Source organism: Fodinibius roseus (assembly GCF_900129315.1).
Taxonomy (GTDB): domain Bacteria; phylum Bacteroidota; class Rhodothermia; order Balneolales; family Balneolaceae; genus Fodinibius; species Fodinibius roseus.
Genome location: NZ_FQUS01000027.1, coordinates 1 through 13,596, shown reverse-complemented (window position 1 = coordinate 13,596; position 13,596 = coordinate 1). Strand labels below are relative to the sequence as shown.

Genomic DNA, 13,596 nt, shown 5'->3' with positions numbered 1-13,596 from the left:
TGGATCGTTATGTTGTTTTGAATAATATATAATTATATATTTATATAAACATAATTAATCAACCTTTTTATGCCTTCCATAACAGCTGAACCCGGCATCGAATTAAAATCGAAACTGTTCCGCGGCTTCTCCGACGGCTCCCGCCTTTCCATTTTAAAGATTTTGGTAGAGGGAGATACCACCGTGGGTGAGATCGTGGAACAGACCGGCCTGAGCCAGCCCAACGTGTCCAGTCACCTGCGCTGCCTCAGCGAGTGCGGACTTGCTCTAAGCCGCAGGGACGGCCGCCATATCTATTACCGGGCCAGCGATCCCCGCGTGCACAAAATCATACAGCTTGCTGAAGAACTGCTGGCCGACAGCGCCAAAGGAATCTACGAATGTACACGGTACGAGTAATACAGCCTTACCATACTATATTCCCTGAGTTAACAAACCATGAAGAAATCAACGTTTAAAATTACGCAAATGGACTGCTCTTCTGAAGAGCAAATGATCCGAATGAAGCTGGAAGACATTGGAACTATACAATCGCTGGACTTTGATATTCCAAATCGTACATTGAGTGTTTACCATGAAGAAGGGCTTTCAGACATAGAAGAGGCCCTCAAATCATTAAATCTAAACTCTTCACTGGAGACGACAGTAAAAGCGACAGATGTACCTTCTTCAGACAAAAAGCAAGAGAGAAATATATTATGGTGGGTTCTGGGTATCAATGCTGTCTTTTTTGTCATAGAAATGACGGCCGGCTGGCTCGTCAACTCAATGGGCCTGATTGCTGACTCCCTGGATATGCTGGCAGATGCGTCCGTTTATGGACTTAGCCTGTTTGCGGTAGGCACTACTGTTGCAAGGAAAAAGAAGGTGGCCAAAATAAGCGGATATCTCCAGATGGGATTGGCTTCTCTGGGATTTTTGGAAGTACTCCGCCGCTTTTTGGGCGTAGGCGAAACGCCCTTGTTTCAATGGATGATCATCGTTGCCTCTATAGCACTTGTCGCGAATCTCGTTACTCTTTGGCTCATCAACAAAGCCAAAAGTCGGGAAGCCCACATGAGAGCAAGCTCTATTTTCACATCGAATGATATCATTGTAAATAGCGGCGTAATTACAGCCGGAATTCTGGTTTATTTTACAGGCTCTAAATGGCCGGACTTAGTTATTGGAGCCGTCGTATTTTGTTTTGTAATGTGGGGCGCCATACGGATTTTGAAGTTATCGAAGTAGAATGTAATTAGCGATAATATTTTAGTTTACTATGAAAATATTTCGAGATTGTATAAAGTCATGCCCCTTTTGACTGTTGATCCATGTTTCATATACAAATACAAAAAGTTCTGCACCCTGATAGCAGTATTTTTTGGGGTTTTAACCACTCCGCTTTGGGCACAGCAGGCACAGCTTTCGTCGGAGACTAAGGTAAGTCTTATCACAGCCTCACCGGGCAATGAACTCTATACGATTTTTGGCCATACGGCCTTGCGAATCTACGATCCTAAAACCGAAATTGACCGTACCTATAATTACGGCACGTTTGATTTCGATACCAAAGGCTTCTATTGGAAATTCGCTATGGGCAACCTTCGGTACTTTCTTTCCACCACCCCGTATGAAAATGCGAAGAACACATATCTAGGAGATGGGCGGACCATCACCGAGCAACGACTAAACCTAAGCCCGGAGCAAACCCAACAATTGTTCCGCTATTTACAAACCAACGCTCGGCCCGAAAATCGGTACTACTCCTACGAGTTCTTTTATGATAATTGCACCACCCGAGTATATGAGGCCCTTAACGCAGTCATCGGTGATTCGCTGCGGCTCCAAAAGCCAATAAATCCGGCAAAGAATAGTTTTCGGCAGTTTATCAATTCCTACCTGGAACCCGTTCCTTGGGTTAAACTGGGTGTTAATCTGGTACTGGGTCTTCCAACCGATGAAATTCCTTCAGGGTCAGAAATGCTATTTTTACCCAATCTTCTCAAAAAACGTTTTGCTAATGCCAAAATTCAAAATGCTGACACTTCTGTCGCTTTGGTCGATGATCAAACAATTTATACTCCCGCTAATAAAGCTGTCCTTAACCCGCCGGTCTTAACCCCTAAACTTGTTTTTTGGTCGTTGTTCGTTCTTGTGATACCACTTGGAATTGCTTTCTCTAATAAGCAATCTCTCTGGCGTTGGTTTGATTGCGTGCTCTTTGGGATTGTGGGCGGGATTGGATTTCTCATCCTAATTCTTTGGTTGTTTTCTGCGTATCCGACTACCACATGGAATGCCAATATAGTATGGACATTAATAGCTCCCATAATTCTATACGTAGTTATCCATAAAAAGAAATGCCGGTTACAAACATGGAAGTTGACAGAACCGGTCATCTTGGGAATTGTTTTCATGGCAATGATATTTTTCTTAATTCATCAGGATATCCCGCCTGCCCTCTATCCCGTATTGGTTCTTTTAATTTTTAGAGGATGGATGTGTTTTTTCATGAGTAAGCCAAAGTATGCTACCTTGTTAGAGGTCAACTCCAATTAATATTAACCCAGATAAGACGATTTAAGAAGCCCTGGTTTGTAATCCCCTCATGACCTATTGTTTCCCTCAATTTATTATGATTACCTAATTTCTTATCTTCCTACCGAATTCTATAATCGCGGTTCTACATTGAAAGAAAATATCAGGAAATACCGTCATGCTATATTGTTGCTGCTGATCACGTTTGCAGCAAATATAGTTTTGCCATCAGCTCACCATGCGGTAACCCTGTTCTGTCAAATGGAGACCACCCCGCAACTTGTGGCCAGTGTTTCCGATAAGTCTGTCGAATGCTGCCCTGAGGTTAAGACAGAGAATGCTGATAAGTCGGCAAGTACAGATCAAATTGAAAGTTGTACTTTCAGGGCAGTTTGCCAGCAATCTTTTTCCCATTCCCTTATCGACCTGACGAGCCCGTTGCCCATGGAAAAGTTGTTTGCCAAAGCTATCTGGCCGACACAAACGGTTTCCAATCACATACAGGATAAAGGACTATTCAACTACCTTTCGCTGAACACCTCGTTATCTTTTTCTACTCCTCCGATCTTCCTAATGAACAGCACTTTTCTGAATTAGACATCTCTTGCAAGGACTGTCGCTTCTTTCCGGCCCCCTTTTCCATCCGCTAACATGTATTCCGCGTGCGGAATACTATGATACCCTCTACATTATTTTTCATTTCGACTAATTCAGGTTTCCAATGCTTGGCACAATCGGTAACATACTAATTAATTCCGCTTTTCTGGTAGGTTTTTTGTCTCTGATCGGATACTTCCTGTATTCCCAAAAAGAGAACAATCGATATCTGACCATCTCAAACTGGCTCTTTGGCCTCAAAGGCCTGTTGATTCTTGCTGCTTCCGGTATACTGCTCTACCTTATTCTGACGCACCAGTTCAATTACTATTACGTCTACAACTATACCAGCAGCAGCCTACAGTTTAAATACCTGATCTCCGCCTTTTGGGGTGGACAGGAAGGCAGTTTTATGCTGTGGATTTTGTTCTCCGCCTTGATGGGATTGGGCCTGATGAGGTGGGTACGCGAGCCCTACCGCGGCCCGGTGCTGTTCTTTTTGACCCTGAATCAGCTGTTTCTGCTATCGATGATTCTGGGGGTTGACTTGGGAACCTTCAAAATCGGAGCTTCGCCCTTCCGCTCGCTGGCCGAGGCCATGCCCAATGCCCCGTTTATCCAGTCCAATCCCGACTTTGTTCCCTCTGATGGCAAAGGTTTAAATGACCTGCTGAAAAGCCCGTGGATGATTATCCACCCGCCAGCACTTTTTTTGGGCTTCTCCATGATGGCCGTGCCTTACTGCTTTGCCATGGCGGCCCTCTGGAAACGCAAATACCACGCATGGGTCAATGCGGCCCTACCGTGGACGCTCGGGGCCAACCTGTCGCTGTTTACCGCTATTTTTCTGGGCGGTTACTGGGCGTATGTTACCCTCTCCTTCGGCGGCTACTGGGCGTGGGATCCGGTCGAAAATGCCTCCTTCATCCCCTGGCTGATCGGGACCGCTGGCATCCATACCATGCTCATTCAGCGCAAAAGTTCCACCTCACAGAAAGCTTCCATTATTCTGGCCATGCTGGCATACGTAGCCGTGGTCTATGAGACTTTTTTGACCCGCTCGGGCGTACTTTCCGATTCCTCCGTCCACAGTTTTGTGGATCTGGGATTATATAATCAGCTGTTGCTGTTTATGGCAGCCATTCTGGGCGTCGGCATAGGCATGCTGATCTACCGCTACAAGGACCTTCCCTCCCAGCAGAATGAGTCCAAATTCCTCAGCCGGGAATTTATGACCTTTGCCGGGGCTATGGTACTGTTCCTGATTGGGATGGTAATGGCTCTCGGCACCAGCTCCCCGATCATCGGACGCCTGTTTGTGGAGAACCCGACGCCGCCTGAAATTAGCTTCTATAACGAGTGGACCATGCCGCTGGCCATCCTTGCCGCTATGTTGACCGTACTGGGACAATACCTATTCTGGAAACGCCACAACGCCGAATCGCTGGCCAATGAACTGCTCTGGCCTGTTGCCGGAGCGTGCATCGCTACGCTGGCTACCATCTTTATAGGAGACGTGCGCGATCTGTATTATATGCTGTACCTGCTTTCCGCCTGGTTTGCTTTGTTTGGAAATGCATCCATCATGTTCCGCTTGGCCCGTAAAAAGCCCAAGCTCATTGGCGGAACGCTCAGCCATATCGGTTTCGGCATCATGCTGCTGGGTTTTCTGGCTTCCTCGGCCTATGAAGGCAATTTATTGGATCCTTCTGTAAGGCAATACAATGAAGCGATTAAACAAGGCAAGGTGACCGACGAAAAAGGAAATCTCGTTACGCAACCAGTCGACTTTTTGGAACTGAATCTCAATGAACCCAAGATAGTGAATAATAAATACAAGGTTACGTACAAAGGATACACTCTACGCAATCAGGAGCGACCCGGCCAGCAGGAATATAAGATCAAATTTGAAGAGCTGAATAAATCTGGAATCGATGACACCTTTTTCCTGTCTCCCCAGGTGTATCCAATGGGCAGGGCAGACACCACAATTAATTGGTCTGTAGATGTGGATGTTATGGCTGGATTTTTCAGCGACATCTATCTCTATGTTGCTGGCAGCTCCTATGTGGAACGTAAGAATGAACATTATCGGAACAGAAAGAAAAAACAAAATAGAAATACAATCCAGCCGGCCTCTCAATCAGTAAAGGTACAAAGAGCGCAACAGGACTCAGTGCCAACACAGAAAATTACCTTCGCAAAAGGAGATTCCGTTTGCATGGGCAATTACAGGTTCACTTTCCGGAAATATGGTCAAGTGGATCAATCCAAGCTTCCCGACAGTACCTCCATCGCTGTTCGGGCACTGGTGGACATAAAATATGATGCCAACCAAACCCCATACCGTATCAAACCCTTATTCGCGCTTTATTCGGATGAAGGCAAAAACTGGGTCTATTCCCCACCAGCTATTTTTTCCGAACAGGATATTGAGGTCCAATTTACCCGCGTGTTTCCCGAATCCGGCAAAATTGAACTGACCGTCAAAGGTATCAGCGAAAAACCAAAGGAAGAGTGGATCCTGCTTACGGCAGAGGAGAAACCTTTTGTCTCCTTAGTATGGCTGGGCACCTTCGTGCTGATGGCCGGTTTCAGCGTATCCATCCATCGACACTGGGACCGCGAACGGAAAAAGTCAACACAACTTTAATTAAATATCCTTTAAAATATGAAATACAAAATTACACGATCATATTTCCTGACAGTTCTCGTCCTGATTATCGGCATTACTGGCTGCTCTCAGGAAAAACAACATAAAACCAATACCGATTATGTAATCCTTGCTCAATCCGAACCGGTCAATGTAACCATGTACAAAAATCCGAACTGTAAGTGTTGCTCCAAATGGGCCACTTATATGAAGGAAAATGGATTTTCGGTAACAGAACAGCCGACGGATACACTTGCTTCCGTTAAGAAGCAAAAAGGCGTTCCAGACAAGCTCAGTTCTTGCCACACCGCAGTTGTCGATGGCTACATCGTGGAGGGCCATGTACCGGTGGAAGCGATCAGCAAGCTGCTGAAGGAACGGCCCGGTGCCAAAGGAATCGCCGTACCTGGCATGCCGGCCGAATCGCCGGGAATGGCGGAAGATCCCAGCCCGGTGGACGTGTATTTTTTCAACGGACCAGAACAAGTGGCCTATTTTGACAGGTTCTGATAAATGACGAGGAAAAAATTCAATTCCACCTAATCCAACGTTTGCTATGACATCCAAAAACAAACTTAAATACCTGTTTATTCTGGGAGTACTTATTGCCGCCGGTTTCGCTCTGGCGGATTCACTGGGCTTTTTTAATCCGAAGCCCTACACGGCGGTAAACCACGGTTCGCATAATCACTATGTGCCGGAAAACCGAGATGCTGGTGTCGGCATCAACAAATTCCCGATGGAAGAACCGGCGCCCGGAGAAATGATTACCCCGACCGGGCAAATTATCCCAAAGGATGAATGGAACCAGGAACAAAAACAAAATATCGATGATAATATCCGAACTATTGAGATCATCGGTACTGATCAAATGAAGTTTACAGTCAAAGAGGAAGGTGAGCGTATCAGTACAGGCAGGTCCACCGAAGCTTTCAACGGCAAGTCCTATCTGTTGCTAAATCAAATAACGGCCGAACCTGGAGAGCAGCTCAGGATTCGCCTGAGAACGCTCAGTCAGCACAAACCCGAGATGATGGCTCATAATTGGGTACTGTTGGATCAAGATGTCAATGCTCAGGCTTTTGTCAACGCCGCCAACCGCAAAAACGACTACATCCCTCCCGGCAGAGAAAATGCCATTATTGCGAACACCGGTCTGGCTGCCGATGGTAAAACGGTAGAAATTACGTTTTCCGTCCCGGAAGAGCCCGGCCAATATGATTACGTGTGCTCGTTTATGGCTCATTTTGCCGCCGGAATGCGGGGAAAATTAATCGTTCAATCATAAACAAAATGAAATTATGAAGTACGTACTATTATCAGGTTTATTTGTCTTTCTGACCGCTTGTGGAGCGGAACAAAGTGAATCGCCGCAGCAGATGCAAAACAGTAAAAGTGAACGCATCGAGCAGCTTGATCCTACTTCCGCTCCGTTGCACGCCGCTCAAAACGAGGCACCGGCCACCGATTTCGAAGTGTCGCTCCTGAGCGGCGAACCATTCCGGCTTTCCGATCAAAAAGGGAAGGTCGTCTTGATAAATATCTGGGCCACATGGTGTCCGCCCTGCCGAGAAGAAACCCCCGACCTCGTTGATCTGTATGAAAAATATAAAGACGAGGGTTACGTCACTCTCGGGGTTTCCATCGACGAGCAGGGCGAATCGGTGGTACGTCCGTTTATAGAAGAATATGACGTAACGTATCCGATGTACATCGACACTGATGGAACTGTGATGGAAAAATATGGCCCTACTATGGGCATCCCGACCACCTATATTATCGGCCGGCAAGGGAACCTGCGCTATTTTGCGGTCGGAGCGCTAACCAACAAAGAATTAGAACCGCGTATTAAAGAACTGCTGGCGGAAGACAGCTAATTGTAAATCCAAGAATTATTTTAGCCACCTATGAAAGTTCAACGAGTTATCTTTTTACTGGCAATCCTTCTATTTGGTTTTGAAGGATTACTCTCTGCTCAACCTACGGGTAGCGCCGGAAAAGTGGCCACAGAGATCAGGCTTTCTCAAAATGTGGTTCCGGCTGGAGACACAGTTGCTGCTGCAGTGGTAATGAATATCGAGGAGGGATGGCACGTCAATGCTCACGAGCCCACCCTCGATTACCTGATTGGTACGGAATTGGAGATTGACGACCACCCTGAATTTACGATTACAGGAATTCAATACCCGAAGTCAGAACGGTTTACCTTTGCTTTTGCCGGGGAACCACTGGATGTGTACCATGGAAGTGCCCCTGTATTTGTCACACTGAAAGCTTCTTCTGAACTGGAGCCCGGCACCTATTCGCTGAACGGCAGCCTGCGCGTGCAAGCCTGCGACGACAAATCTTGTCTGCCACCGTCCACGATTGACATTGCAATCCCGGTTGACATTGCAGCAGCCAATACGGGCTTTAAATCGATCAATCAGAAACTCTTTTCTGCAAATGCCGGGGAATCTATAAGCTCATCCTCTGTCTCACTCAGAGATAATTCCATTGCTTCCATGTTTGACGAACGGGGTGCGATTCTGGGCTTTCTGGGAATTTTCCTGATCGGGCTGGCGCTGAATCTTACGCCGTGCGTGTATCCCATGCTCTCGGTTACGGTGTCCCTGTTTGGCGGACGAGCTGATCAGCAAACGAATACCCTGCAGTCTTTTGGAATGGCTTCGATCTATGTGCTGGGCATCGTAAGTATGTACAGCGTACTCGGAGTAGCCGCTGCCTATACCGGCAGCCTGTTTGGAAGCTGGCTGCAGAGTTCGGTAGTGTTGGGTGCCGTCGGTATTATTCTGTTGACAATGGCGTTGAGCATGTTCGGGCTGTACGAGCTACAGCCACCACAGTGGGTGCTCCAAAAACTTGGTGGTTCTCAACAGGCTGTCGGACCCACAGGTCTTTTTCTTTCCGGCATCATGGTGGGCATTTTTGCCGCGCCCTGTATCGGTCCGCCGGTCATTGCGCTGCTGACCTTCGTGGGAGCCCAGGGCGACCCCCTGTTCGGCTTCTTCACCTTTTTTGTTATGGCCGTCGGACTCGGACTACCGTATCTCATCCTCGGTACCTTTAGCAACCTGCTTTCCAAGCTGCCGAAATCCGGCCAGTGGATGGTATGGGTGAAAAAGGTGTTTGGCGTGGTGTTGGTCAGCGCTGCCCTATTTTTCCTGGCGTTAGCCTGGTTCCCTAAATACGTATTGTACACCCTGCCTCCAACATTGATCCTGGGCGGCATTTATCTTGGTTTCTTGGAGTCCTCGGGACGTAGTTTAAAGATATTTTCGCGCGTGAAGCGCGTAGTGGGTATCGCCGGTATGATCGGCGGATTGCTCGTGATCATGAATCTAGCCAAGCCAACGGTGGACTGGGAGACCTACAGCCCGGACAAACTGGAGGCCGCGGCTTCTAAAGACACCCCTGTGGTGCTGGATTTTACGGCCGACTGGTGCGTGCCCTGCCTGGAACTGGACCGGATCACCTTTACCGATCCGGAAGTTATCGCGGCATTGCAACCGTACCGGACGATCAAGGTAGATCTCACCGATTATGAGTCGGCCGAGTCCGAGGCACTCCGCAAAAAATTCGGTGTGGCTGGTGTACCGACGATTATCTTCCTGGACGATGAGGGAAATGAAATCGAGGGAGCCCGCATTGTGGGATTTGTTAACGCCGAGGAATTTCTGAAACGAATACCTGAATAGACTATTGGTACTTACTGAATTTCTAACTGTTGTTAGTATACTTTTAGGCTCCGTTTGGTAATACATTTGCCGTCTGAGAAGCTGAAAAACATCTAAATAAGAATCAAACATAGAACTACACTGTTATGAAACGAAAAGAGTTTCTCAAATTGATGAGCACCGGCACGGGAATATTAGCCCTGTCTCCGGCGTTGCTAGCTTGCAGGTCAGAAGCAGGCAAAGAACTGACATTGCCTGAAAATGCTTTTTCCCGGCCGTTATCGTTCCCGGAGGAAATTCGTGCCTCTGAATTCGAACTGGCGGCAGAAACAGCCCGACGAAAGCTGATTGGTGGTGTTAATTCGGATGTTTATACCCTTAACGGCTCTCTTCCGCCCCCTACCATCCGTGTCAAGAAAGGCGAAACTCTCGATATCAATTTTCAAAACCGGCTTGACGAGGAGAGTATTCTCCACTGGCACGGACTAACGGTACCGCCGGAGATGGATGGCCATCCCAAAGATGTCGTAGGGCCGGGCGAAGCATATGATTACCATTTTGATGTGAACCAGCGGGCAGCGACCCATTGGTACCATCCTCATCCACACGGGCGAACAGGTTCACAAATCTATCACGGGCTGGCGGGATTTTTTATCATCGAAGATGAGGAAGAGCAGGCGTTGAATCTTCCCTCCGGAAAATATGAGCTGCCGCTAAATATACAGGAAAAGCAGATCAACGAGCAGGGGCAGGCGACCTACAGCCTTAACATGATGGATCGTATGATGGGTTTCTTTGGAAATCGGTTGTTTGTCAATAGCATTCATGCCCCTTACCATGAAGTGACAACCCGATTTTACCGGCTGAGGCTTCTGAACAGCTCCAATGCCCGGATTCTGGAGCTTTCCTTGAGTGATGATAACCCTTTCTATGTTATCGGTAGTGATGGTGGCCTGCTTGAACAGCCTTATAAAGTTTCTTCGGTCACGTTATCCCCCGCCGAGCGGGCCGACCTGCTCGTTGATTTCGGTCGGTATGAAGTAGGTGACTCTCTACGTCTCGAAGCCCGTACCCGAAACGGCATGGGCGGCATGATGGACGGAATGATGAATAATGGAGAAGGCATGATGGATGGAAGTGGCGGAATGATGCAGAATGAAGGCAGCGGAGGAATGGGTGGCGGATGTATGATGATGCAGAGAAGCCGGTCTTCAGATAAAGTTGTGCCCATTGTTGAATTTCGAATCACAGAAGAGGAACAGGACTCCTTCCAACTTCCCGAAAAACTTACCAGCCCCTCTTTTCCAAATGAATCCGAAGCCGAGCGCACCCGGCGGTTTAATCTGTCTATGGAGATGATGCAGGGATCATCCATCAACGGTCGTTTCTTTGAAATGATGCGAGTGGATGAGGAAGTGCCTCGGAATGCACTTGAAGTCTGGGAGTTTCATGGTGATCGGATGATGGCACACCCGATGCATATCCATGCTACGCAGTTCAAGGTGTTGGACCGCAGTGGCGGCGAGCTTGCTCCCCACGAACGGGGATGGAAAGACACCATGCTGGTCAACACAGATGAAACGGTACGAGTGCTTGTAAACTTTGATGCGCCTGAAGGCATGTTCGTATTTCACTGTCACAACCTGGAACATGCCGACAACGGAATGATGGCCAATTTCGAGATTATATCCTGATGTTGTACATAGCTCTGTAAGATGTCAATCACAAAAATACTCTATTGAAACCACATGCTTATGGAATTGATACCAGAATGGGCCCCCAACATACACCCGATGCTAGTACATTTTCCCATTGCTATTATCTTGCTGGCGGTATTGATGGACTTGCTAAACTTCTTTCTACCTGATAAATGGTGGGATGATCTAAAATCGACCATCCTTTACGGTATAGGTGCTGTCTCAGCTATTGCCGCTTACTATACCGGGACCTGGGCGGCCGACAGCGTGTTTTTGCCCTCGGGAGCGCAATCGGTTTTGAATGAACATGCTGATTGGGCCCTGTGGACCGTCTGGTTCTTTGGAATCTATGCCGCATCGCGGATTCTGCTCCACTGGTATCAAAAAATGGATCATAAAGCGATTAGAATTGGGCTGTTTGCCCTTGCCTTGCCCGGAGTGTTCTTTCTCTATGAAACAGGAGATCATGGTGCTGAAATGGTCTTTGGCTATGGAGCGGGTACCGGTCAGCTAGTAGAGCAGCAAAGCAATACCTCCGTCTCTACTGATAGTCTGCAACAAGATGAATCAACATTTAACGTCAGTGATAACGGCAACTGGTCATGGAAAATCGGTGCCAATGGCGTTAGCACCCTACTTTCTCGGTTCCGGTGGCTGGAAGGGTCAGCCTCCCAGCTGCAGCCAACCATAGTTAACAGCGGCAACAATCACCTGCTTAGGATATCGGCTGACTCTATCACGAATTTCTTTGTAGGAAAGGACTCATTTCAAAACGTGCAGGTTGACTACTACCTGGATCTGTCCGATTTCAATGGAGAGATATCTCTCGTCAATCACGTGGGGGATGACCAAAACTATGATTTTGTGATGCTGTCTTCTGATGGCACCGTATCCCAGGGACGGGTAAGCGGGGGCAACCGTCAAGTATTTGCCGAAGAATCCTATTCAGCTTCGGGCATGCTCTTTATTCGTACGGTTGGCAACGGCACGCATTTCCGCGGCTACATCAACAAAGAGATGGTGGTCCATGGACATGGTGATGCCCCCGAGGCTGGAAGCGTGGGACTCCGCCTCAATGGAAGTGGAACGGTGCTGATCGATAGAATTTCCTTAACACAACTCAATAATCATTAACTAATATTATGTCTCCTCGAATATCATTAACTGCAGTTCTCCTATTTATAATTGGAACTTCTATATCTGTAAGTCAACCTTCTGCATCAGAGAAAAAGGTAATCAATACCCTTGACGCATTCCATCAGGCAATTATCGATAATGACAGTCAGGCAGCCAAAAACCTGCTATCAGAATCTGTGCGAATCCTGGAAGGCGGAAATATTGAAACCAAAAAAGAATATTTGTCCCACCACTTTCACTCTGATGGGAAATTTCTCAGTGCCATGAAACGGGAAGTTGAAGCACGAAATGTTACGATTGAAGGCAATACCGCCTGGGTCTCAACTCACTCGCGAACTTGGGGCACCTACAGCGATAGAAAATTGGATCTGAACAGTCTTGAACTGGCTGTCCTGAAAAAGGTAGAAGGAAACTGGAAAATCACCGCGCTTCATTGGTCGTCTAGCAATAATTAATATATTATTTGACTCTCGACCATGGTACAGCCCTTATATTATAAGTGAATTGTATTCTGTAATAAAAGGAGGAATTCTTATGCCACTTAAAAAAGGAGAAGTTTACCGGTGTCCCGATGATAGTTGTGGTTGTGAAGTTACCGTAACCAAAGGGGCGCCCAGCGACTGCTCGGGCACTCAAAACCCGACCTGTTGCTGTGGTAAAACCATGGTCAAGAAAAATTAAGATTAACGAGCACCTGAGGTGTAGTACCTCAGGTGCTTTAAATAATTGGTTTATTATGATTGAGGATATGCAGGAAAAATATGACATCACCACATACAAAATCGGGGAAGTGGCCCGTAGAGCTTCCGTGAATAAAGAAACGGTGCGGTACTATGAGAAACGAGAACTAATCCCAAAACCTGACCGCCGTCGCTCTGGCTACCGCATTTTCACCCAACGGCATATCGATCAGATTAAGTTTATCAAGCGATCACAAGAACTTGGGTTTACCCTTAGCGAAATCCAAGAACTGCTGGAGCTGCGTATGGATGAAGATACTACATGCTCGGAAATTAAAAGCGAAGCACAGGAAAAATACCAGGATGTGGTCGAAAAGATCGAAGATCTACAGCGAATCAAAAATACCCTGGTAAATTTAATTGATTCGTGTGCTGGTGAAGGACCTAAGGGAGATTGTCCTATTCTTGTTGCCTTGGAAGGAGAGACTGATACAGGACAGAATTTAAGATAATAGTGAACAGAGATATTTTTATCTTTATGAAGGCTTTGCAAAACCCCCTGATTCAGTGCGTTTTTAATGGGATTCTGTTATTTTTCGGTTCATTCTAAATTTTAGTTCATAAAAACATTCAAT

14 protein-coding genes are annotated in these 13,596 nt (G+C 47.0%); all 14 read left to right on the top strand.

The window, feature by feature from the left end; genetic code table 11:
- Positions 1–69: 69 nt before the first annotated feature.
- The 14 genes from BUB16_RS18415 to BUB16_RS18355 all read left to right on the top strand — a co-directional run bounded on the left by BUB16_RS18415 (position 70) and on the right by BUB16_RS18355 (position 13,473).
- Positions 70–399, top strand: a complete 330-nt coding sequence (locus BUB16_RS18415) for an ArsR/SmtB family transcription factor (protein WP_073067830.1) — start codon at positions 70–72, stop codon at positions 397–399.
- Between the two features lie 39 nt (positions 400–438).
- Positions 439–1,230, top strand: a complete 792-nt coding sequence (locus BUB16_RS18410; RefSeq protein ID WP_073067828.1) for a cation diffusion facilitator family transporter — start codon at positions 439–441, stop codon at positions 1,228–1,230.
- Positions 1,231–1,278: 48 nt separating this feature from the next.
- Positions 1,279–2,541, top strand: a complete 1,263-nt coding sequence (locus BUB16_RS18405) for an Lnb N-terminal periplasmic domain-containing protein (RefSeq protein ID WP_139240378.1) — start codon at positions 1,279–1,281, stop codon at positions 2,539–2,541.
- A 129-nt stretch (positions 2,542–2,670) separates the two neighbouring features.
- Complete coding sequence (locus tag BUB16_RS18400; RefSeq protein WP_073067824.1) at positions 2,671–3,117, top strand: hypothetical protein; 447 nt, start codon at positions 2,671–2,673, stop codon at positions 3,115–3,117.
- Between the two features lie 124 nt (positions 3,118–3,241).
- Positions 3,242–5,770, top strand: coding sequence for a heme lyase CcmF/NrfE family subunit (locus BUB16_RS18395; protein ID WP_073067822.1), 2,529 nt, complete (start codon positions 3,242–3,244; stop codon positions 5,768–5,770).
- A gap of 18 nt (positions 5,771–5,788) precedes the next feature.
- A complete protein-coding gene (locus tag BUB16_RS18390) occupies positions 5,789–6,280 on the top strand; it encodes a DUF411 domain-containing protein (RefSeq protein ID WP_073067820.1) in 492 nt (163 codons plus the stop codon).
- Between the two features lie 46 nt (positions 6,281–6,326).
- Complete coding sequence (locus tag BUB16_RS18385) at positions 6,327–7,058, top strand: plastocyanin/azurin family copper-binding protein (RefSeq protein ID WP_073067818.1); 732 nt, start codon at positions 6,327–6,329, stop codon at positions 7,056–7,058.
- Positions 7,059–7,071: 13 nt separating this feature from the next.
- Positions 7,072–7,647, top strand: coding sequence for a TlpA disulfide reductase family protein (locus BUB16_RS18380; protein ID WP_084088430.1), 576 nt, complete (start codon positions 7,072–7,074; stop codon positions 7,645–7,647).
- 30 nt (positions 7,648–7,677) lie between these two features.
- Positions 7,678–9,468, top strand: a complete 1,791-nt coding sequence (locus BUB16_RS18375; protein ID WP_073067814.1) for a protein-disulfide reductase DsbD family protein — start codon at positions 7,678–7,680, stop codon at positions 9,466–9,468.
- A 125-nt stretch (positions 9,469–9,593) separates the two neighbouring features.
- On the top strand, positions 9,594–11,141 hold the full coding sequence (locus BUB16_RS18370; RefSeq protein WP_073067812.1) for a multicopper oxidase family protein: 1,548 nt from the start codon (positions 9,594–9,596) through the stop codon (positions 11,139–11,141).
- Between the two features lie 60 nt (positions 11,142–11,201).
- Complete coding sequence (locus BUB16_RS18365) at positions 11,202–12,278, top strand: DUF2231 domain-containing protein (protein WP_244545743.1); 1,077 nt, start codon at positions 11,202–11,204, stop codon at positions 12,276–12,278.
- A gap of 8 nt (positions 12,279–12,286) precedes the next feature.
- The gene (locus BUB16_RS18360) at positions 12,287–12,736 is read left to right on the top strand and encodes a nuclear transport factor 2 family protein (protein WP_073067809.1); all 450 of its coding nucleotides are present in this window, start codon (positions 12,287–12,289) and stop codon (positions 12,734–12,736) included.
- A 79-nt stretch (positions 12,737–12,815) separates the two neighbouring features.
- Positions 12,816–12,962 (top strand): hypothetical protein, encoded by a 147-nt coding sequence (locus BUB16_RS21665; RefSeq protein ID WP_170864465.1) that lies wholly within the window; start codon positions 12,816–12,818, stop codon positions 12,960–12,962.
- 55 nt (positions 12,963–13,017) lie between these two features.
- Positions 13,018–13,473, top strand: a complete 456-nt coding sequence (locus tag BUB16_RS18355) for a MerR family transcriptional regulator (RefSeq protein WP_211483230.1) — start codon at positions 13,018–13,020, stop codon at positions 13,471–13,473.
- Positions 13,474–13,596 lie beyond the last annotated feature (123 nt).